This window comes from Candidatus Clostridium radicumherbarum, assembly GCF_045310525.1.
Classification (GTDB): Bacteria; Bacillota; Clostridia; order Clostridiales; family Clostridiaceae; genus Clostridium_AT; species Clostridium_AT radicumherbarum.
Genome location: NZ_JBJHZY010000001.1, coordinates 1,858,930 through 1,881,560, shown reverse-complemented (window position 1 = coordinate 1,881,560; position 22,631 = coordinate 1,858,930). Strand labels below are relative to the sequence as shown.

23 protein-coding genes are annotated in these 22,631 nt (G+C 31.1%); 2 read left to right on the top strand and 21 right to left on the bottom strand.

The genetic code is table 11. The annotated features are described in order from the left end of the window. Positions 1 to 16: 16 nt before the first annotated feature. From pyrH to ACJDUH_RS09090, 7 genes are all read right to left on the bottom strand, one after another. Positions 17 to 727, bottom strand: coding sequence for a UMP kinase (pyrH, locus tag ACJDUH_RS09120; RefSeq protein WP_406764843.1), 711 nt, complete (start codon positions 725 to 727; stop codon positions 17 to 19). A gap of 105 nt (positions 728 to 832) precedes the next feature. After that, positions 833 to 1,753 (bottom strand): translation elongation factor Ts, encoded by a 921-nt coding sequence (gene tsf / locus ACJDUH_RS09115; RefSeq protein WP_406764842.1) that lies wholly within the window; start codon positions 1,751 to 1,753, stop codon positions 833 to 835. An 82-nt stretch (positions 1,754 to 1,835) separates the two neighbouring features. Next, the gene (gene rpsB, locus ACJDUH_RS09110; protein WP_406764841.1) at positions 1,836 to 2,537 is read right to left on the bottom strand and encodes a 30S ribosomal protein S2; all 702 of its coding nucleotides are present in this window, start codon (positions 2,535 to 2,537) and stop codon (positions 1,836 to 1,838) included. Between the two features lie 224 nt (positions 2,538 to 2,761). Continuing rightward, positions 2,762 to 3,538, bottom strand: a complete 777-nt coding sequence (gene codY, locus ACJDUH_RS09105) for a GTP-sensing pleiotropic transcriptional regulator CodY (RefSeq protein ID WP_406764840.1) — start codon at positions 3,536 to 3,538, stop codon at positions 2,762 to 2,764. Positions 3,539 to 3,744: 206 nt separating this feature from the next. Continuing rightward, the gene (gene topA, locus ACJDUH_RS09100) at positions 3,745 to 5,838 is read right to left on the bottom strand and encodes a type I DNA topoisomerase (RefSeq protein WP_406764839.1); all 2,094 of its coding nucleotides are present in this window, start codon (positions 5,836 to 5,838) and stop codon (positions 3,745 to 3,747) included. A 76-nt stretch (positions 5,839 to 5,914) separates the two neighbouring features. Further along, positions 5,915 to 6,985, bottom strand: coding sequence for a DNA-processing protein DprA (gene dprA / locus ACJDUH_RS09095; protein ID WP_406764838.1), 1,071 nt, complete (start codon positions 6,983 to 6,985; stop codon positions 5,915 to 5,917). Positions 6,986 to 7,049: 64 nt separating this feature from the next. Next, complete coding sequence (locus ACJDUH_RS09090) at positions 7,050 to 8,570, bottom strand: YifB family Mg chelatase-like AAA ATPase (RefSeq protein ID WP_406764837.1); 1,521 nt, start codon at positions 8,568 to 8,570, stop codon at positions 7,050 to 7,052. Positions 8,571 to 8,794: 224 nt separating this feature from the next. Between ACJDUH_RS09090 and ACJDUH_RS09085 the strand changes: the two genes are divergently transcribed. Continuing rightward, positions 8,795 to 9,163: a YraN family protein gene (locus ACJDUH_RS09085; RefSeq protein WP_406764836.1), complete on the top strand. Its 369-nt coding sequence runs from the start codon at positions 8,795 to 8,797 to the stop codon at positions 9,161 to 9,163. A 130-nt stretch (positions 9,164 to 9,293) separates the two neighbouring features. Further along, positions 9,294 to 9,395, top strand: coding sequence for a putative holin-like toxin (locus ACJDUH_RS09080; RefSeq protein ID WP_406764835.1), 102 nt, complete (start codon positions 9,294 to 9,296; stop codon positions 9,393 to 9,395). Positions 9,396 to 9,660: 265 nt separating this feature from the next. On the opposite strand, the gene ACJDUH_RS09075 is transcribed toward ACJDUH_RS09080, so the two are convergent. From ACJDUH_RS09075 to rnc, 14 genes are all read right to left on the bottom strand, one after another. Further along, entirely contained in the window at positions 9,661 to 10,506 is an 846-nt protein-coding gene (locus ACJDUH_RS09075) for a ribonuclease HII (RefSeq protein ID WP_406764834.1), read from the bottom strand. 12 nt (positions 10,507 to 10,518) lie between these two features. Next, on the bottom strand, positions 10,519 to 11,361 hold the full coding sequence (gene ylqF, locus ACJDUH_RS09070) for a ribosome biogenesis GTPase YlqF (protein WP_406764833.1): 843 nt from the start codon (positions 11,359 to 11,361) through the stop codon (positions 10,519 to 10,521). 110 nt (positions 11,362 to 11,471) lie between these two features. Next, a complete protein-coding gene (gene rplS, locus ACJDUH_RS09065; protein ID WP_406764832.1) occupies positions 11,472 to 11,816 on the bottom strand; it encodes a 50S ribosomal protein L19 in 345 nt (114 codons plus the stop codon). 125 nt (positions 11,817 to 11,941) lie between these two features. Continuing rightward, complete coding sequence (gene trmD / locus ACJDUH_RS09060) at positions 11,942 to 12,649, bottom strand: tRNA (guanosine(37)-N1)-methyltransferase TrmD (protein ID WP_406764831.1); 708 nt, start codon at positions 12,647 to 12,649, stop codon at positions 11,942 to 11,944. Further along, the gene (gene rimM / locus ACJDUH_RS09055; RefSeq protein WP_406764830.1) at positions 12,646 to 13,134 is read right to left on the bottom strand and encodes a ribosome maturation factor RimM; all 489 of its coding nucleotides are present in this window, start codon (positions 13,132 to 13,134) and stop codon (positions 12,646 to 12,648) included. Before rimM ends, trmD begins: the two co-directional genes overlap by 4 nt. Before the next feature lie 156 nt (positions 13,135 to 13,290). Next, on the bottom strand, positions 13,291 to 13,518 hold the full coding sequence (locus ACJDUH_RS09050; protein WP_406764829.1) for a KH domain-containing protein: 228 nt from the start codon (positions 13,516 to 13,518) through the stop codon (positions 13,291 to 13,293). An 18-nt stretch (positions 13,519 to 13,536) separates the two neighbouring features. After that, a complete protein-coding gene (rpsP, locus tag ACJDUH_RS09045; protein ID WP_406764828.1) occupies positions 13,537 to 13,794 on the bottom strand; it encodes a 30S ribosomal protein S16 in 258 nt (85 codons plus the stop codon). Positions 13,795 to 13,827: 33 nt separating this feature from the next. Beyond that, complete coding sequence (gene ffh / locus ACJDUH_RS09040) at positions 13,828 to 15,183, bottom strand: signal recognition particle protein (RefSeq protein ID WP_406764827.1); 1,356 nt, start codon at positions 15,181 to 15,183, stop codon at positions 13,828 to 13,830. A gap of 10 nt (positions 15,184 to 15,193) precedes the next feature. Continuing rightward, the gene (locus tag ACJDUH_RS09035) at positions 15,194 to 15,541 is read right to left on the bottom strand and encodes a putative DNA-binding protein (RefSeq protein WP_406764826.1); all 348 of its coding nucleotides are present in this window, start codon (positions 15,539 to 15,541) and stop codon (positions 15,194 to 15,196) included. Positions 15,542 to 15,678: 137 nt separating this feature from the next. Further along, positions 15,679 to 16,590 (bottom strand): signal recognition particle-docking protein FtsY, encoded by a 912-nt coding sequence (ftsY, locus tag ACJDUH_RS09030; protein ID WP_406764825.1) that lies wholly within the window; start codon positions 16,588 to 16,590, stop codon positions 15,679 to 15,681. Positions 16,591 to 16,654: 64 nt separating this feature from the next. Continuing rightward, entirely contained in the window at positions 16,655 to 20,221 is a 3,567-nt protein-coding gene (gene smc / locus ACJDUH_RS09025) for a chromosome segregation protein SMC (protein WP_406764824.1), read from the bottom strand. A 276-nt stretch (positions 20,222 to 20,497) separates the two neighbouring features. Then, a complete protein-coding gene (locus ACJDUH_RS09020) occupies positions 20,498 to 20,758 on the bottom strand; it encodes a stage V sporulation protein S (protein WP_406764823.1) in 261 nt (86 codons plus the stop codon). A gap of 52 nt (positions 20,759 to 20,810) precedes the next feature. Beyond that, entirely contained in the window at positions 20,811 to 21,899 is a 1,089-nt protein-coding gene (locus ACJDUH_RS09015) for an elongator complex protein 3 (protein WP_406764822.1), read from the bottom strand. Further along, positions 21,892 to 22,596 (bottom strand): ribonuclease III, encoded by a 705-nt coding sequence (rnc, locus tag ACJDUH_RS09010; protein WP_406764821.1) that lies wholly within the window; start codon positions 22,594 to 22,596, stop codon positions 21,892 to 21,894. Before rnc ends, ACJDUH_RS09015 begins: the two co-directional genes overlap by 8 nt. Positions 22,597 to 22,631: the final 35 nt, after the last annotated feature.

Sequence of the window (22,631 nt, the reverse complement as noted above, 5' to 3'; positions counted from 1 at the left end):
GAAATACCTCCTTATATTATTTTGATACTATCGTACCAATTTTTTCTCCAAGTACTGCTCTTTTAATATTTCCCGGCTTATCAAGCCCAAAAACTATTATAGGTATACTGTTATCCATACATAGGGATGTTGCTGTAGAATCCATAACTTGTAAACCACGTTCTAAAACTTCAATATATGTAAGTGCATCATATTTTACTGCATTGGGATATTTATATGGGTCTTTATCATAGACACCATCAACTTTCTTTGCTAATAAAATAGCATCAGCTTCAATTTCCGCTGCTCTAAGTGCAGCAGTAGTATCAGTTGAAAAGTATGGGTTACCTGTTCCAGCTGCAAAAATTACAACTCTACCTTTTTCTAAATGCCTCATAGCTCTCCTTCTAATGAAAGGCTCAGCAATTTCTCTCATTTCAATGGCAGTTTGCACCCTTGTATTTACTCCAATATTCTCTAAAGAATCCTGCAAAGCTAATGCGTTAATGCAGGTAGCCAGCATTCCCATGTAGTCAGCCGTGGTTCTATCCATTCCAGCTCCACTTCGACCGCGCCATATATTTCCACCACCAACTACAGCACCAATCTCGATTCCTAAATCTACTAGCTCTTTAATTTCTTCTGCAATCCTTTTCGCCACATTAAAGTCTATTCCAAATCCATCTTGACCTGAAAGTGCTTCGCCAGAAAGTTTTAGCATTATTCTTTTATACTTTGCGGTTTCCATATAATTATACCTCCAATTTAGTAGAAATTACATAGTTTTATAATAATTTCTAATTTATAAGATTATTTTAAAAAAAGAGAACACAAGGTGTTCCCTTTTCACATATTAGCCCTGTTGCATTTGCTTACGTACTTCTTCAGCAAAGTCTTCTACTTTCTTTTCAATTCCTTCGCCTTTTTCAAATCTTACAAATCTAGTAACAGTGATTGGAGCACCGATTTCCTTAGATTTTTCTTGTAAGTATTTTGTTATTGTATAATCTGAATTTCTAATCCAAACTTGTTCAATTAGGCAATTTTCTTTATAGTATTTTTGAATTCTACCTTGAACCATTTTTTCAGCTATATTTTCAGGCTTTCCTTCATTCATAGCTTGAACTTTGTAAATTTCTTTTTCTTTTTCTAAAGTATCAGTATCTACTTGCTCTTTATTTAAGAATAATGGGTTAGCAGCAGCTACTTGCATTGCAATATCTTTAGCAACACTTAATACAACATCACTATCTTTTTCACATGCTACTTCAACTAAAACGCCTATTCTTCCACCGCCATGAATATAGCTGTGAACTAAGCCTTTATCTATTGAAAATCTAGTAAATCTTCTAACAGCCATATTTTCGCCAAGTTTAGCTATTAATGCTGTAACAGCATCTTTAATTGTAATGTTACTATCAGCTATATATTTTTCTTCTACTAATTCCTCTACAGTTTTAGCATTAGTTGTTGATGCTTGTTTAGCTATATTCTTGCTTAATTTAGCAAACTCCTCATTAGCTGAAACGAAGTCAGTCTCACAATTTACTTCAACAATTGCACCTGATTTATTATCTTCAGCTAAATAAGTCTCAACTAAACCTTCAGATGCAACTCTACCAGCTTTTTTAGCGGCAGCAGCTAATCCTCTTTCTCTAAGATTTTCTATTGCCTTTTCCATATCTCCATTAGCTTCAGTCAATGCTTTTTTGCATTCCATCATGCCAGCGCCAGTTCTCTCTCTAAGTTCTTTTACTGCTTGTGCGGTAATCATTCTCAATTCCTCCTATAAAACGTTAATTTAAAAGGTAAATGAAAAATAATTCACCTACCTTTTTATTCTTAGTAAATTAGCATTATTCAGCTAATTGTTCACCTTGTCTTCCCTCAATTATTGCATCACAGATTTTAGCAGTTATTAATTTTACTGCTCTGATAGCATCGTCGTTACCAGGAATAACATAATCTACTTCATCTGGATCGCAGTTTGTATCAACTATTGCAACTACAGGTATACCAAGAATTTTAGCTTCAGAAATAGCATTTTTCTCTTTTCTTGGATCAACTACAAATAATGCGCCAATGTTTTGACCATCCATATTTCTTATTCCACCAAGATTTTTCTCAAGCTTTTCTCTTTCGTTCTTTAATTTGATAACTTCTTTCTTAGGAAGAACTTCAAATGTTCCGTCTTCTTCCATTTTATCTAATTCTTCAAGTCTTCTAATTCTTGCTTTAATAGTTCTGAAGTTAGTAAGCATACCGCCTAACCATCTATTATTAACAAAATGCATTCCGCTTCTAACTGCTTCCTCTTGAATTGCTTCTTGAGCTTGTTTCTTTGTTCCTACAAAAAGAACATCTTTTCCTTCTGTAGATACACTTTTTACAAAATCGTATGCATCTTCAATTTTTCTTACAGTTTTTTGTAAGTCGATAATATAAATACCGTTTCTTTCTGTAAATATATATGGAGCCATCTTAGGGTTCCATCTTCTTGTTTGATGTCCAAAATGAACACCAGCTTCTAATAATTGTTTCATTGAAATAACTGACATAAATTTTTCCTCCTTGTTTTTTACCTCCACTATCTTCATATTTATAAATAGCCACTAAAGGAACCTATTATAAATTAGATAATGTGTGTATTTATTCCTCAAGTAGTATATCATATGTTTTATCCATATTCAACTAGAAAATTAAATATATTTTAAAATGGCAGCCATATGAATAATGACTTATTTAAGAAAATAAGTCATTATTCATATGGCTGCCATTAATATTACTTAATCTTTTTTAATTCATCAATTAATTTATCATTTAATATCTTAATATGTGTACCCTTCATACCTAAGGATCTTGATTCAATAACGCCGGCACTTTCAAATTTTCTAAGAGCATTTACTATTACAGATCTAGTTATACCAACTTTATCTGCTATTTTTGAAGCAACCAAAAGTCCTTCATCACCATCAAGTTCATTAAATATATGTTCTACAGCTTCGAGTTCTGAATATGAAAGAGTGCCAATAGCAAGCTGTACTACAGCTTTCTTTCTAGCTTCTTCTTCAATTTCTTCATTCTTTGATCTAAGTATTTCAAGACCAATAATAGTAGCACTGTATTCAGAAATAACTAAATCTTCCTCAGTAAATTCTTTATCAAATCTAGCTAGAAGTAAAGTGCCTAATCTTTCTCTATTTCCGTTTATAGGAACTATAGTGCTTAATTTATTCTCAACATTACAATTTTTTTCTTCCTCGAAAACGCAGAGGCCTTCATTTGGCAAATTAGCCATGGTTTCATGAACATTTAAAAGTTTGCTGTTATAATCTTCTGGAAATCTCATTTCAGCTATAATTTTATTCTTTACCACATCGCATTCAAAGTCAGAAGATAAATTATAACCTAATATTTTGCCTTTTCTACTTATTATATACACATTGCATGCTAATACTTCGCTGAGTAAATTGCATATATCATCAAAGACTACAGGCTCGGTACCTGACTTTTGCAATATTTTGTTTAACATTCGTGTTTTATTTAACAATGATGACATTTATTTTCCTCCTTACTTTCTTAATAAAACCAATTAGTGCCCTTTACCCTCACACACAATTGAAACCGTTAACATGGGTTAATTCTATTTCAAGATTTTTTTAAAAATTTAGAATTGTTTTATTAAATTTCTCATATATAATAACATATAAAAAAATATATTTCAACAAAATTTTTAAAATATTCGACATTTTATTTTTATAATTATTAACTCATATCACCTTTAATTTCCTTATGTTTGCATTCTGGATTAATGCATTCATAAATTATACCTTTGGCTTTAGAATATTTTTTCACCATATTCCCGTTGCAGGAAGGACATTTTTCACTTACAGGTTCGAACCAGCTTACAAAATCGCATTTTGGATAGTTGCTGCAGCCAAAAAACTTTTTTCCTTTTTTACTTTTCTTAACTAAGATGTCCCCACCGCATTTTGGACATTTAACATCTAGTTTTTCAACAATTGGTTTAGTGTTTTTACATTCTGGATAACCCGGACAGGCAAGAAAATCTCCAAAACGCCCATGTTTTATAACCATGAATCTTCCACACTTATCGCATTTTACATCACTGACTTTATCTTCAATTGTAATCTTAGAAATCTCTTTTTCTGCAATTTCAATTGACTTTTTTATTGGGGTAAAAAAGCTATCAACTATCTTATTCCACTGCTCTTTTCCCTCTGCTACATTATCTAACTTATCTTCAATTTCTGCTGTAAACTCAACATCAACAATTTCCTTAAAGTAATCGCTGACAATAGTATTTACGATGATGCCTAATTCTGTTGGAAATAAAGTCTTCTTTTCTCTATCTACATATTTTCTATCAAGCAAAACTGATATAATAGGTGAATAAGTACTTGGACGACCTATACCGTTGTCCTCTAAGGTTTTTACTATGGTGGCTTCTGAAAACCTAGCTGGCGGCTGTGTAAAGTGCTGTTTTCCTTCAATAGCTTTATCTTTCACTTCTAAAATTTCACCTTCAGTTAAGTCTGGTATATTAATAGAACCTTCTTCCTCTTCTGATAGGTATTCGTATAATTTCATAAAGCCATCAAATTTAACACTTGAACCATTGGCCCTAAATTCATAATTACCATTATTTATTTCAACAGTAAGTGTATTTAATATGCTAGATGCCATTTGACTTGCCATAAATCTATTCCATATCAAGGCATAAAGCTTATATTGCTCATCTTTTAAGCTGTCTTTTACTAGAGAAGGAGCTAGCTCAATATGAGAAGGTCTTATTGCTTCATGAGCATCTTGTATATTCTTTTTACTTCTATATATTCTTGGTGAATTAGGCAAATAATTTTCACCATAGGAATCTTGTATAAATTCTTTGGCAGCTGCTTGTGCTTCCTCTGAAATTCTCACTGAGTCAGTTCTCATATAGGTTATTAGCCCCAAGGTTCCGTGGCCTTTTATATCCACTCCTTCATAAAGCTGCTGTGCAACGGACATGGTTCTTTTAGTTGAAAAATTAAGTTTTTTATAGGCATCCTGCTGCAGTGTACTTGTTGTGAATGGAGGAAGAGGATTTTTGTTTTTTTGAGACCTTTTAATTTTATTAGTAATGAATTCTCCTTTTTCCAATTCACTTATTATGCTAGCGCATTCTTCTTTGGTATTTATTTCTATTTTTTTATTGTCTTTAGATACAAGCTTAACGAGGAAGCTTTTCTTAGTGTTCTTTTTATTTAAATCACATTCTATAGACCAATATTCTTTAGGTATAAATTCATTGATTTCAGCTTCTCTGTCACAAATCATTTTTAATGCAACAGATTGTACTCTTCCAGCACTTAGCCCCCATTTAACTTTTTTCCATAGTATAGGACTAATTTCATAGCCTACTAATCTATCTAAAATCCTTCTAGCCTGTTGAGCATCTACAACATTAGGATTGATCGCTCTTGGTGACTTAAGTGCATTTTTTACGGCACCTTTAGTTATTTCATTAAACTCAATTCTGCATTTTTCCTTCTCATCTATATTTAAGACCTTGGCTAAATGCCAAGATATAGCTTCACCTTCCCTATCAGGGTCTGTTGCCAGGAAAACTTTTTCGCTTTTTTTAGCCGCTTTTTTTAATTTATCTAATAGTTCTCCCTTTCCCCTAATTGTAATGTATTTAGGAGTATAATCATTTTCAACATCCACTCCTAATTGACTTTTTGGTAAGTCTCTAACGTGACCCATAGATGCTTCTACAATATAATTTTTACCTAAGTACTTTTCGATAGTTTTAGCCTTTGCAGGTGACTCAACAATAACTAATCTTTGACCCATATAATTACCTGATATAAATCTTGAAAGAAATATTCATATCAGGATCTTCACCCCCTAAAAATTATGGTTACCATTATTAAATGACTTTATTATTTCTAACATAATAGTTTCCAGCTAAGCACAATATTTCATCTTTTAGCTGCAATTCAAATAATACCTCATATAAATGTTTAATGTCAACCTTAGTGATTTTAATTATGTCATCAAAATGTATAGGAGAATCACAAATTAACTTACAGATCTTTTTTTCAATTATGCTTAATTCTTCCTGATTTTGTATTATATTACTAGAATAACATAAGTTCAATAGATCAAAAATATCTTCTATACATGTTAGCGGAAAAGCACCATCTTTAATAAGTTTATTACAGCCTTTACTTTGCTCTGAAAAAATGGAGCCTGGCACTGCCATTACATCAATTCCAATATCTAAAGCAAGTCTAGCGGTTATAAGCGATCCACTTTTAAGTCCAGCCTCTATTACTATTACTATATCACTAAGCTCACTAATTATTCTGTTTCTTATTGGAAAATTCTGAGCTAAAGGAGGCGTTCCAGGTGGAAATTCTGAAATTACACAGCCATTTTGAATAATATTTCCATATAACGCCTCATTTTCAGAAGGATAAATAACGTCTAGGCCACTGCCTAATATTGCACAGGTATATCCATGATTTTCTAGAGAATATTTGTGTGCTGTTGTATCTATTCCCTTTGCCATTCCACTTATAATATTGATATTATTTTTAGAAAGCTCAGAGCTTAATATTTCAGCCACCTTTAATCCATAATAAGTACATTTTCTAGAACCTACAATAGATATATTATAAGTAAGATTTATTTTACATATATCGCCTTTAAAATAAAGTATACTTGGAGCATCCTCATATACTTTTAGCTTCTCTGGATATAAGTAGTCAAAATAACTTATTACCTTAATATCATTTCTGTAAATTATATCTAAGACCTTATTTATGGCTTTCTCATCATAGTAACTAAGAAGCTTCTTTTGAAGGATTTTATCATTAAATTTATTTGCAGAGCATATTTCGTAGAAATATTTTAAATCCTTATATTCTTTTAAAATATTTAATTTATGTTTATGGCTTATATTTATCATTGAAAACCAAATATAATATTCAATCATTTTATTCTAGTATTATATAAATATGAATTTATATATACTCCTTTCTATAAGTATCTTTCATAAGTCAAATAATGTTTTCTTCCAAAAACTTTCTATAATTTATTGCTTCTACAACATCAGTATATTTAATGGTTTTATTTCCATTTAAGTCACTTATGGTTCTTGAAATTTTTAATATTCGGCTGTAGGCACGATTGCTTAAATGATATTTATTATATATTTTCTCTAGTAAAATAGAGCTGTCCTTATCCAATTTACAATGCTCAGATATTTGTTTCATATTCATTTGTGCATTACAATTAATTTTTGAATTTTTAAATCTTTCTTTTTGAAGTTTTCTCGCAGCATCAACTCTTTTTTTTATTGTAATAGAGGATTCAGACTTGTTTTTAGTTGTTATTTCCTTATAATTTAGTGAATTGACATAAACAAAAATGTCTATTCTATCTAAAAGAGGTCCGGATAATTTGGAAATATAACGTTTTCTTTCATAGTCAGAACAATTACATATCTTTGAAGCACTTCGGTAATATCCGCAGGGACATGGATTCAAGGAGCCTACAAGCATAAAGCTTGCTGGGTAAACTACACTGCCATTTGCCCTTGAAATTTTAATTGATCTATCTTCTAAAGGCTGTCTTAATACCTCTAAAACTCCTTTTTTAAACTCAAGTATTTCATCTAAAAATAAAACTCCATTATGGGCTAGTGAAATCTCACCAGGTGTTAAGTTGTTACCTCCACCCACTAAGGAAATATTAGAACTAGTATGATGAGGGCTTCTAAAAGGTCTGTTTCTTACTAAGCCCTCTTCTTTTAAATTTCCAGAAACACTGTAGATTTTTGTTACCTCTAATGCTTCCTCATAACTTAGACTAGGTAGTATTGAAGGTATTCTGTAAGCAAGCATACTTTTGCCAGAACCAGGAGGCCCCCAGAGAATTAAGTTATGCCCTCCTGCTGCCGCAATTTCGATTGCCCTTTTACAGCTTTCCTGACCTACTACATCTTCAAAATCATAATCAAAATTATTATTATCCCTTTCGCCTATACTTTCAAAATAAGGCAGCATGTCTTTGTAATCTAAAAAGTTTACAATTTGTCTTAGAGTATCAAAAGTATAAATATTACACTGCTGTACTATGGCACATTCCTTTGCATTACCCGAGGGAACAATAAAATTTTTAATATTGTTTTCACTACCTTCTAAAATAATGGGCAAAGCACCTTTAACCCTTTTAATATCTCCTGAGAGTGAAAGCTCTCCTATAAAGAGATAAGTTTCACTGCTGCATATATTTACTTGTCCTGTAGCCATTAAAATTCCAATTGCTATTGGTAAGTCAAATTGTGAACCGTCTTTTCTAATATCTGCAGGAGCTAAATTTACTGTAATTCTATTAATAGGAAATTCGTAACCAGAATTAATAATTGCAGCTCTTACCCTTTCCTTAGATTCCTTAACAGATACATCCGCAAGACCAACTATATTTAAGCTCGGAAGACCTTTTGCAATATCAATTTCAACTGTTACCATTATTCCGCTTATTCCACTAAACGCCGCTGTAATAACCTTTATTGCCATATCTTAACCTCTCATAAATATTTAATATTTAAATTTTACTTTCTATGTTTCTCTAAAAATAAAGTATTGACAATAATAAAAAATATATAACTTATAAATTATTTTTTTGAAATTCATATCTTTTATATATGATTAAATTGAAATATAAAGTACATAATTTAAAGTGTGAATAGGCTGAGTAATATCATTAATATAATAACTTACAGAGTATTAAGGAGAACTTTATGCACGAGTATAATAGGAATATAGGCACTTTAGGAGAGTTTTTAGCTGAAAAGTATATTAAGAAACAAGGATATATTATAATAGAAAAAAATTTTAGATGTAAAACAGGAGAAATAGATATTATAGGAAAGGATAAGGAACATATAGCTTTTGTTGAAGTAAAATCTAGATATAATACTGATTATGGAAGGCCTGGAGAAGCGGTAAATTATAATAAAAAGCGAAAGCTTTATAAGACAGCTGAATTTTATATAATGAAAAATAAATTATATAATTTTTCTTTTCGGTTTGACGTTATAGAAATTTTATTAAAATTAGATAGTAATAAATATGAGCTTAGACTTATAAAAGATGCTTTTCAGCTCTAGCTTATTTTATAGGTTAAATATAAGTGCACATGGAAATATAATAAAAATTATGTTATAATTTTCTAGTACAATTTAGTTTATTTTGTGGGCTACTGGTATCATTTATCCCTCACGAGGGGAGGTGATACTTATGAGTAACGACGTTATAATGTTACTATTTGAAGGTGGTTTATTCTTGACTGCACTATTAACATTAATAGTGTTACTTATAGAAAAAATCTCGAAAAAATAGTAGCCCCAACCGCAAGTGGATAGCTACTATTTTTTAGTTAACTATTAAATAGTGATGCCAGTTGCCTAAGCAACTAGATTGTATACTATAGGGTGCTGGTAGCGCCCTATTTTTATTTTGCATTACTTACTTATATTATATCAAACTTTATATAAAAATAAACATAATTTTTTGCATATTACCAATATTAATAATAAAATTTATATGAATTTAGGTAGTTTTTCTTCAATAATTAAGAGATTAGCCTTTAAAATGAAATATATCTTTAATTATTTATTATTAATTTCCCCAAAAAGCACCTTCTATGTATTTCACAGGGACCATAGGTTTTTAAGGCATCAATATGTTCTTTTGTACCATATCCCATATTTTCCTCAAAACCGTAATTAGGATAAATTTTAGAATAATCTTTCATTAAATTATCCCTATAAACCTTAGCTATAATAGATGCACAGGCAATACTTGCACTTTTTTCATCGCCTTTTACAGCATAATTATTTTTTATATTGAAATTTTTAATAGGATAACCATCAGATAAAACTAGACTGGGCCTTTGATGAAGAGAGGCTACAGCCATCTTAAAAATTTCATTATTGCAAAAGGCTATTCCCTTAGAATCAATTGTGGTGTTCTCCAATTGTGATATACTATAAGCTATTGCCTTATCTTTAATTATTTCACTAAGTTCTTCTCTAAGCTTACTAGTAAGTTTTTTTGAGTCTTTTATTCCAAGGAGCAGATCTTTTTGGTCTTTGTAATTTAAATCTAATATAACGGAAGCAGCTACTATGGGGCCTGCCAGGGGCCCTCTGCCAACTTCATCTACACCAGCTAGGTATCCAGAACTAATGTAGCTTTTATCAAAGTCATACATTTTCTTTACCCTATCAATTTCTTTTACTCTAGTACTAATAAAATTTTTGGTTTTTAAAGCTAAGCTTTGAACATTTTTTCTTGAATCTTTCTCTAAATTTGAAGCAATTTCAAATAAAACAGAGGAATCAATTTTAAACTCAATGCAGCTATTCTTAATTCTATCTATTTCATTTTTTATTTCATTAAAGCTAAATTTAGAAAAATTACTTGAAGCTTCATAAGTTGTATTCTCCATTATTACACCTAGCTAAGGCCTTTCCAAGGAAATTTTACCTAATTTGCCGCCTCTAAACTCATCAAGAAGTAAAACTGAAACTCTATTATAATCGATTACCCCACCAGAGGATATTGCGCCTCTTTTTCTGGCAATATTATTTAAGTTTTCAAGTGGGTCTTCTTCTAATGAGTTTATCTTATATCTCTCCATAAGTCTTGCTGGATAAAGCTCTTGTAGTACAGTTACAAGCTTTAGAGCCAAATCTTCAATATCCATGATTTCGTCCTTTATTGCTCCAGTAAAAGCTAAATTAAGTGCAACATTTTCGTCTTCGAATTTAGGCCATAGTATACCTGGTGTATCCATAAGTTCTATTCCGATTTTGGTCTTTATCCATTGTCTGCTTTTAGTAACTCCAGGCCTATCTCCTGTTTTAGCTATATTGTTTTTAGCTAATCTGTTAATAAAGGAAGACTTACCTACATTAGGAATTCCTACTACCATAACCCTGGTGGTTATATTAATTAAGCCCTTAGCCTTTAATCTATCATGTTTTTCTTTTAAAATATTGTTAATTGTAGGCTTAATTTGATTAAGTCCATCTCCTGTGATACTGTTTACTGCAATAACTGCTACATTATCCTTTGAAAGCTTTTTAATCCATTCCTCAGTTATCTTTGCTTCACTTAAATCACTTTTATTAAGTAAAATCAGTCTAGGTTTATTTCCACAAATTCCGTCAATTTCTGGATTTGCACTTGAGGTAACAATTCTTGCGTCTCTTATTTCTATTACTACATCTACAAGATTAATATTTTCTTTTAATTCTCTCCTTGTTTTGGCCATATGACCTGGAAACCAATTTATCGCCATAATTAATGAAAGTTCAACTCCTTTATTCTTAGATATATATGTGAAAGTTATAGACAATTATTAAATTTCATAAATTCCTATAGAATGAAAAAAGGGCTTAAGAGCCCTTTTTATATTAATTCCTTAACTTTTGCTGCCTTACCAACTCTATTTCTTAAATAGAATAGTTTAGCTCTTCTAACTTTACCTTTTCTTACGATTTCAACTTTGTCTATTATAGGGGAGTTAATTGGGAAAGTTCTTTCAACGCCAATGCCTGAAGAAAGTCTTCTTACAGTGAAAGTCTCTCTAATTCCTCCATTTTGCTTCTTTAGAACAACACCTTCAAATACCTGAATTCTCTCTCTAGTACCTTCTTTTACTTTAACGTGTACTTTAATAGTATCTCCAACATTAAAGTTTGGTAAATCTGTTCTAATTTGTTCAGCTTCGATAGCTTTTATTATATCTAACATGTGCATTCCCTCCTACTATTTATTTGACGTTCGTGATCGTTATATGTATCAGAGGAGCGCCCGTACTAGCACAAAATGAATTTTATCACAAATAATGAGTAAATGCAATAAAAATTATTTTTCAGTTACTTTTTCAAAAGCTTAATATCTTCCTTTGTTAAGTTTAATTTAGAAAAAAGATCAGGGCGCTTTTTCTTAGTTATAGTTAAGGACTCAAGCCTTCTCCATTTTCTGATATTTTCATGATGTCCGGATAGTAAAACCTCAGGAACCTTTAAGTTTTCGAAGCATTCAGGTCTTGTGTATTGAGGATATTCAAGTGCGCCAGAGTAAAAGGATTCATCTTCATAGCTCTCGCTGCTTGATAATACATTAGGAACAAGTCTGCAGATACTATCTATAATTGGGATTGCTGCCATCTCTCCCCCAGTAAGTACAAAATCACCTAGAGAAACCTCATCATCCACAAAATTATAGACACGTTCGTCTATACCTTCATAATGACCACAAAGAAAAATTAGCTCCTTCTCTTTAGAAAGCACTTTTGCAGATTCTTGATCAAATCTTCTGCCCCTGGGTCCTAAAAAAATTACTTTACCATTATTAGCTTCTTTAACAGCTTTAATACAATCAACAATAGGCTGAGGGGTCATAACCATACCGACACCTCCACCATAGGGATAATCATCAACCTTCTTATGTTTATCAGTTGAATAATCCCGTATATTTACAGCGCTTATTTCAATAATATGCTTTTCTATAGCCCTTCCTAGAATACTTTGATTAAATACATCAAACATTTCTGGAAAAAGTGTTAAAACATGAATCTTCATTGCCATACCTCTAAAGGTTCTATAATTATTTCTTTATTTTCAATGGATATACTTCTAACTACATGTTTTAAAGCTGGTATAAGCAGTTCGTTTTTACCTTTTACCCAATATACATCATTACTTGGAGTTTGAATTACGTCAGAAACTACCCCAAGCTCTACCTTGTTTTTATCATAAACAGTGCAGCCTATAATATCAGCTATGAAGTATTCCCCTTCCGATAATTCTACTGCATCTTCTCTTTTAACCTCTATATATTTGTTTTTTAATTTTAAAGCTTCTTCTATTGTTTCAATGCCTTCTAGCTTCATAATAACCTTATCAGCTTGAAGCTTGCACCAAATTACTTTTTTAATAACATTATCTATATAAATCTCATTTAGTTTTCTAAAGCGTCTAATGTCATCGGTTAAGGGAAAAACCTTTAGTTCACCTTTTAATCCATGTGTATTAATAATCTGACCAATTGAAATAAACTCTCTCATTATACACTCACCTTCTTATAAAGTATTAAAGATATTAAACTTCTTAGCTTAATTTTTGTTTTTAAAAAATCAGGCCTTTAATACCTGATTTTTTAAAAACAAACTTTAAAATATAGCTTTACCTATAAAACAAGGGATTAGGTTTAACCTAACCCCCTATATTATTTCTACAACAACTCTTTTATTATCTTTAATAGCTGCTGCTTTGACAACAGTACGGATAGCTTTAGCTATTCTACCCTGCTTGCCAATTACCTTGCCCATATCATCTGGTGCAACTTTTAACTCAAGTATAGTGCATTGTTCTCCAGTCACTTCATTTACTTGAACTGCTTCTGGGTTATCAACTAAAGATTTAGCTATTATTTCAACTAGTTCTTTCATAGAACACACCCCCAGTGATTACTTGGAAAGTTTTTCGTTAATTCCAGTTTTAGTGAATAGTCTCTTTACTATTTCTGATGGTTGAGCACCATTCTTAACCCATTGTATAGCCTTTTCTTCATCGATTTTTATAGTAGTTGGTTCTGTAGTTGGGTTATAGTAACCTATTTCTTCAATGAATCTTCCATCTCTTGGAGATCTTGAATCAGCAACAACAACTCTATAAAAAGGAGCTTTTTTAGCACCCATTCTTTTTAGTCTTATCTTTACTGCCATTTATTTCACCTCCTTTAAAGGATATGCCTTAGCTTATTTCATAAAAGGTAACTTTCCAAACATACCCTTTTTATAGCCCTTTTGCATATTCTTTGTTTGTTTCATAAGTTTTTTCATCATGTCAAATTCTTTAAGAAATTTATTAATTTCTTGTATATTTGTACCTGAACCTAGGGCAATTCTCTTTTTTCTAGAAGGAGAACCGCTGACTAAGCTAGGATTTTTTCTTTCTTTAATGGTCATAGATTGTATAATTGCTTCTTTTCGTTTAAGCTCTTTCTCGCTTTGGCTTAAGTCAACACCTTGAAGTTCTTTAGAATTAAAACCTGGAATCATTTCAACTAATTTATTTATAGGACCAAGCTTTTTCATCTGACTCATTAATCCTAAATAGTCCTCAAGATTAAATTCCTGGCTGAACATTTTTGAACTAAGTTCTTTAGCTGACTTTTCATCAATAGCTGCTTGAGCTTTTTCTATCAGTGAAAGCACATCGCCCATTCCAAGAATTCTAGATGCCATTCTGTCTGGATAAAAGACTTCTAAATCATTCATCTTTTCTCCAAGTCCTACAAATTTAATTGGCTTACCACTCATAGCTTTAATAGAAAGTGCAGCACCGCCCCTTGTATCACCATCTAGTTTTGTAAGAATAACACCTGTAATGTCAAGCTGCTCATTAAAACTTTGAGCAACATTAACGGCGTCCTGACCTGTCATTGAATCAACTACAAGCAGAATTTCGCTTGGATTAACTGAAGCCTTAACATCTTTCAGCTCCATCATAAGCTCTTCATCTATGTGAAGTCTGCCGGCTGTATCTATAATAACTACGTTGTTATTGTTACTTTTAGCATATTCTATGGAGGCTTTTGCGATATTTACTGCACTAACATTGTCCCCCATGGTAAAAACTGGAACATCAATTTGCTTTCCGACTACCTGAAGCTGTTTAATTGCCGCTGGTCTATATATGTCACAAGCTACAAGCAAGGGCCTTTTATTAGACTTTCGCATTTGAAGCGATAATTTACCTGCCATGGTAGTTTTACCAGCACCCTGAAGTCCAACTAACATAATAACTGTAATATCGTTATTTATATATTTAATAGTACTTTCTGTGCTTCCCATTAAATTTGTTAGTTCTTCATTAACAATTTTTATAACCTGCTGACCAGGAGTTAAGCTCTCCATTACTTCATTTCCCAAACATTTTTCACTAATGCTGTTTACAAAATTTTTAACAACCTTGTAATTAACATCGGCTTCAAGTAAGGCAAGCTTTACTTCTCTCATGGCATCTTTTATATCTTTCTCGTTAAGCTTCCCCTTGCCTTTAAGTTTTTTAATAGTATCTTGTAGTTTTGAAGCTAATCCTTCAAAGGCCATGATAATCCTCCTAAAGACTTTGTATTATATCTTTTTTAACTTCCTCGATTTTAGTTGTTATTTCTGTATCTGAAATATAACCTTTTAAAATTTCAAGTTTGCTTATAACTTTATTTTTATTTTCATTTAAAAGATCATCTTTATATTTAAGCTTTAGCTTATCTTCGTATTCCAGTAATAACTTATGACATCTTTTAATAACATCGTGTATTGCTTGCCTGCTGGTATTACTAAGTTCAGCAATTTCTCCTAGAGAAAAATCCTCATTATAATACATTTTCATTATTTCCTGCTGTTTATCAGTTAGGAGTACTGAATAATAATCCAGCAAAAAGGATATCAAAACTCTTTCTTCCATGCAATCACCTTACTTACAAAGTAGATAATATCAGATTTAAAATAGGCTGTCAAGTATTTTTACTTAACAGCCTGTAATAAGTCTAATAATTTTAATAAATAACTTATTTTTATAAAAAATTTATGGATATTAACCAATTAAAACAATGCTTCAACAAAATCATTGGCATTAAATTCTTGAAGGTCATCTATTCCTTCACCAACACCTATTAATTTTACAGGAATATTTAATTGGCTTTTTATGGATATAACAATTCCACCTTTTGCAGTTCCATCAAGTTTTGTAAGGATTATGCCATCAAGAGGACAAACTTCAGAAAATTGCTTTGCCTGTATAACAGCATTTTGACCAGTTGTAGCATCCAATACTAGTAAAGTTTGTTTATAAGCTTCTGGGTATTCTCTATCTATAACTTTATTAATTTTAGCCAATTCATCCATTAGATTTTTCTTGTTATGTAATCTGCCAGCAGTATCACATATGAGAACATCAGCTTTTCTTGCTTTAGAAGCCTTAATAGAATCAAAAACTACAGCAGCTGGATCAGATCCCTCTTGGTGCCTGACAAGTTCAACATTAGCCCTCTTACTCCAAACTTCTAATTGATCAATGGCTGCAGCACGGAAGGTATCAGCGGCTGCTAATATTACCTTATGGCCAGAAGCCTTTAATTTAGCTGAAATCTTACCTATGGAAGTAGTTTTACCCACCCCATTTACACCTACTATTAATAAAATTGCAGGTACCTCTTTAATAAGACTAGACTCCTCGTTAGCCCCAAGGATTTCCGACAGTACTTGCTTTAAGCAGGGTTTAACTAATTTAGGATCTTTAATTTTGTCATCCTTAACTTTTTTCCTTAACCTATCAATAATATCTAAGGTTGTTTCAACACCAATATCACTTGTTATTAAAATCTCTTCTAACTCTTCATATAATTCTTCATCAATATTAACATATAAATTAAGCATATCGCTTATTCTATCTGTAAATCCATCCTTTGTTTTAGAGAGACCGCTTTTAAGCTTTTCAAAAAATCCACCAAACATATGCTATTCCTCCGGTTAAAATTATATTTCAGTAAGTTAATTATTTTTAATGCCATAATAATTACTAATTAGGATGTTTATTTAAATCAACTGATACAACTTTAGAAACGCCCTTTTCCTCCATAGTAACTCCATAAAGAATATCGCTTACTTCCATAGTTCCTTTTCTGTGGGTGATAACGATAAATTGAATATTATCTGAAAACTTCTTTAAGAATTCAGCGTATCTTAATACATTAGCATCATCTAAGGCAGCTTCAATTTCATCTAATATACAAAATGGGGTAGGTTTCATCTTTAAAATAGCAAATAAAAGAGCTATAGCTGATAGTACCTTCTCTCCACCGGACATTAAATTAATATTTTGAAGTTTTTTTCCAGGAGGCTCAACGTTTATTTCGATATTTGAAGTTAATTCATCCCCGTTTGCTATAATTAAGTCTGCACTGCCACCTTTAAATAATTCCCTAAAGGTTTCATTAAATAAACCTCTTAAAATGTTTAGGTTATCACTGAAAACACTTTTCATTTTTTCAGTCATTTCATGAATCATAGAAACAAGCTCAGTTTTAGCTGCTATTAAATCTTCCCTTTGAGAAGACATAAATAGGTATTTCTCTTGAACTTCTTTATATTCCTCTATTGCTCCTACATTTACAAGTCCAAGTGAAGCTATGTCAGCTTTAGTTTTTAATATAGCTTTTTTATATTCTTCTATATTTTCAATATTAGATCTATATTTAATAGCTTCTGCATAGGTTAATGACATCTCATCATTTAGTTTTCCATAAAGTCCATCTAGCTCAGCTTGAAGTTTTGTAATTGATAGCTCTTGTTTGTGATACTCATCTTCATTTTTATTTAAGGCCATAACAATATTATCAAGTTCATTTGAAGCGGTGCTTATCTTATCCTTAATGGCAATCTTTGCTGCTTCACTAGCTTTAAAATACTCCTCATAGCTTAAAATATCCTGCTCGATTGATTTTGATTTGTTAATGTTTTCCTCTATTGAAATCATGCAAGTGTTTAATGAGTTCTGAGAAAGCTCATTTTCTTCTTGTAAATGCTTATTCTTAATTAAGGTCTCATCTGTATCATTTGCAAGTCTAGTAAGCTCTCTGATTTTATTGTTTATAATTTCTTCCTTTTGAGCCTTTTTTATTTTTAAGCTGGTATTCTTTTCTTTAGCTTCGATAATATCAACATTTTTATTTTTTAATAAATCAGTAAGCTCATTTATTTTAATTGACATTAAAGCTTCTTCATCTATTAATTTTTTTAAGGAGGCTTCTTTCTCAGATAAAGTTACATCGAAATTGTTTACTTCATTTTCTAAAGCTTCAATTTCTTTTTTAGACCTTTCCAAGCTTTCATTTAACTTATTATTTTCATTTGTAATTGAAGAAATTTCACCTTGTAATCTTGTAGTTTCAATGTTATCTTTATAAATTTCGTCTCTTAAATTTAAATTTGTCTCATCTAATTTCTTAATTAATGCCCTAAGCTCTTCTACCTTTTTAATGACTTCTCCTAAACTTAAATTAATATTTTTAAGCTTATCTTGAAGTTCCTGTATTTCTCTTTTTCTGCTAATAACGTTTGTAGATTTATGATATGTACTTCCGCCAGTTAAGGAACCACCAGAATTTATAACCTCTCCAGACAGTGTTACGATTTTATAGCTGTAGCCTGTAGCTTTTGCTATTTTTAAGGCATATGTCATATCCTTAGCAATGATGGTTCTTCCTAATATAAACTCAATTGCATTAGTGAATTTGGCATCATATTTAATTAATTCACTGGCAATTCCAAGATAACCTTCAAGCTTGCTGCAGCTTTCAATGTTTTGAATTTTCTTGCCTTTAACAATATTTAAGGGCAAAAATGTAGCCCTGCCAAGATTATTAGTTTTTAAATAATTAATTAGATAAGTAGCTATATTTTCATCCTCGGTTATAATATCCGAAATAGCTCCTCCTAAGGCGATTTCCATAGAAACCTCATACTGTTTGCCTACTTTGATTATTTCTCCTAAAATAAAGCACCTATTTTCTGCCTTGGGTATTTTACCTGCAGTAATTTCCTGCATCAAGGATTTTACAGCTTTATTATAACCTTCATATTGCTTCTCTAAACTTGAAAGCATATGATAATTTGCTTCTGTTTTATTTAAAATGACATTTAGCTCCTTTTGAAGTCTCTCATCCTTTGTTAACTGGGTATTCAATTTGGATATTTCAAGTTTGTTTTTCTTAATGTCATTTTCAGAACTTAAGGATTTAGCCTTAATATTATTTATACTTTCATTAATCATAATAACGGTACTTGAATTTATTTTAATTGAATTAATGAAATTTTCTGTAGAAAACCGCAAATCCTTGATTTTATTTTCAATTCCTTGCCTTTCTTTTTCCATTAATAATATAGAATTTTTTGTAGTTGAAATGCTATTAATTACTTCGGTATCATTATTTTTTAGCTCTGAAACATAAACTTCATCATTTCTTAGCCCATCATTTAGCTTTAAAATTTCTTCTTCACACCTAATAATTGTTTCATCTAATTGTTTCATTTCATTTTGCATGGAAAGCAGACTATTTTCCTGCTCCTCTTTAACATTAACTAAACTCTGAAGTTTTTCCTTAATTTTATTTATCTCTATAATATTTTTATCTATTAGCTCTTTAAGATTCTTCACTCTCTCCTCAAGTAAGGTATTCTCGGAGGTAAAAGTTTGATAAAGAGACTTAGCATTATAATACTCTTTTTGATCATCTTGAAGCTTTGCATTATGCTCTTCAAATTCATGATTTAACTCTTCAAGTTTTTTAGAGGAATTTTCCTTGCTAATTAAAATACTAGATATTTTTTCTTTTAAATCATTAATTTTTTCAGTAACTGAGTTAATTTTATTTTGGGAAATATCAATAGAATGAATTATTAAATTTGCTTCTTTTTCAGTAAGGTTAGATGAAAGCTTTAAAAAGTCCTTTGCTTTTTCTGATTGTATCCTTAAAGGTTCAAGTCTTTCTTCAAAAGTATTAATAATATCAATAATTCTTATTAAATTTTGTTCTGTATTTTGAAGCTTTTTTTCAGCATCTTCTTTACGGCTTTTGTACTTTACAATTCCAGCAGCTTCTTCAAGTAAGCTTCGTCTTTCCTCAGGCTTTCCACTTAGTATGGCATCAATTTTACCTTGTCCTATTATTGAGTAACCTTCTTTACCTATTCCAGTATCCATGAATAATTCTTGAATATCCTTTAACCTGCATTGAGTATTATTAATATAATACTCACTTTCACCAGAACGATAAAGTCTTCTTGATATTATTACATCTGAATAATCTATAGGTAATTTTTCATCAGAATTATCTAAGGCAAGTGAAACTTGTGCCAGGCCTACAGGTTTTCTATATTGAGTTCCCGCAAAAATAACATCTTCCATTTTGCCGCCACGAAGACTTTTAACGCTCTGTTCACCTAAAACCCAACGAACTGCATCTGATATATTACTTTTCCCACTGCCATTAGGGCCGACAACAGAAGTAACACCTTTTTTAAAGGATAAATTCGTCTTTTCAGCGAAGGATTTAAAACCTCTAATTTCAATAGATTTTAGAAACATATGTGCACCCCTTATTATCTAAACAGTGAAGGAAGTAAAGTTAAAATAAAAATTATAATAATAAAATATGCTAACAATTTAGTGTATTTTTCTCTTTGTTTCTTATTCATTAATTAACACCTCTTACTTCTATTATAACACTACATAAGTAAATATTATACCAAAGTGCTATAAAGGTGACAAGTATAAAAGTGCCACCTTAGTAATAAACACTTGTGAAAAACACATATCGTTCATTACTAAGGTGGCACTTTATAACTTAAAGCACAAATAAGTTTATCTTGGTTCAACAATAAACTTTATTGCAGTCCTTTCTTCACCTTCAATTATGATTTCAGAAAAGGCAGGGACTACCACTAAGTCTATTCCATTTGGTGCAACGAAACCTCTTGTAATAGCTATTGCTTTAACAGCCTGATTAACAGCACCTGCTCCCACGGCCTGTACTTCAGCACCGTGATTTTCTCTTAAAACTGCTGCTAGGGCACCTGCAACTGATTTTGGCTGTGATTGAGCTGAGACCTTTAATACTTCCATTATAAATTCCTCCCTACAAAATTCATGTTACAAACTTTACAGAGATAATATTCTATAAAAGGTTTAAATATCCTTCTTTATATTTATTAGTTAAATACTCACTAATCGACACTTTGTGACAGTGATTAAAGTAAGCAAGTTCTAATTCGCCGCGGTTAATATTCTTGCTCTGCGTTAATTTAATATTTAATGTCTTTAATTGTTCTTTAGTGTCATTAAAAAAAGTTTTTTTATTGCAAAATAGTTTAGAAATATCCTTGTCGTTAACAGTTATTTCATAGTCACCTGTATAATTTTTCGGAGCTGCTTCTAAAATTAAGTCATTAAATATACTTCCTTCAACTAGTTCTCTAAAGGAAGGATGAAATGGTCCTGCTATAATATCTTTACCTACATTTATTTCTTCTGTAGGCTGCAGCCCTATTCTTATTACATTTATATTATTGGAAACCAACATTCCATATATAACCTTTGATATTTTTATGGCTTCCTCTAATGAATATGGTTTATAAACATTAGAATAATACATCTTCTCCATGGGGGTATCTTTAATTACAAGAGCTGGGTAAATTCTGCATAAATCAGGTGACAGTTTAATAATTTCAGCTGTAGTCTCTATATCTTTTTTAAAGCCATCACCTGGAAGCCCAAGCATTATTTGATGCCCTAAGGTAAAACCATAAGTTTTAATTAAAAGAGAAGCCTTTATTACATCTTCTCTGCTGTGGCCTCTTGCTGATTTAATAAGAACTTCTTTATCCATTGATTGTACACCAAGCTCTATTATATCAACAGAATATTCCTTTAAATTAGTAAGAATATGTGAATCTATATAATCTGGTCTAGTGGAGAGCCTAATATAGTCAATAACTCCTCTATCTTTATAAAATTTTGCAACTGCTAAAAGTTCCTTTTGCTTTTCTATATTTATTGCCGTAAAGGTACCACCAAAAAACGAAATTTCAAGTATGCGGTTTTCCTCAGGAAGCGTTTTCAAATACTCTTCAACTGTTGCTTTAACAAATTCCGCAGTTACCTTTGTGGTAGTTCCTGTAATACTGTTCTGATTGCAAAATACACAATCATGAGGACAGCCTTCATGTGGAACAAATATAGGTATAATATACCTAGCCTTATTCATTTATATCCTCCAAAGTTATAAGTACTTCTTTTGCTGCAGCTTGTTCAGATTCTTTCTTAGAGTATCCTGAACCGCTTGAAATAGGTTTATTGTTTATAACGACTTGAGTGAAAAATTTTCTGTGATGAGGTGGTCCTTCATATTTTATTAAGTTATAAACAATAGATACTTCCCCATCCTTTTGAAGTATTTCTTGCAATTTTGTTTTATAATCTAAGATTATTTCATTAGCTAAAGCCTTTTTGATAATTCCTTCAAATTTATCTAATATAAATTCCTTGGCACTATCAAAGCCCTTATCTAAATATATAGCTGCAATAATTGCTTCAACACAGTCAGCAAGGATAGAAACTCTTTCCCTTCCGCCAGTCAGCTCTTCACCCTTACTCATATTAAGATATTTTCCTAAATTTAAAGTTTTTGCTATTTGATGAAGTGAATTTTCACATACAATTAAGGAACGTGTTTTTGTAAGTTCTCCTTCTGACTTTTCATTAAAGTTTTTATACAAGTATTCTGATATTGTAAGCTGAAGAACTGAATCACCTAAAAATTCCAATCTTTCATAATGTATTGAATTTTTATCCTCATTTATATAGGAACTGTGTGTTAAAGCTTCATTTAACAAAAGAATATTAGCAAAATTTACATTCAAAAGCTTTTCAAGTTCAATTAAGTTTTTTTTATTCGTTCTCATAAAAGCAATTCTCCTTACAATAGTTTATTCTTCAA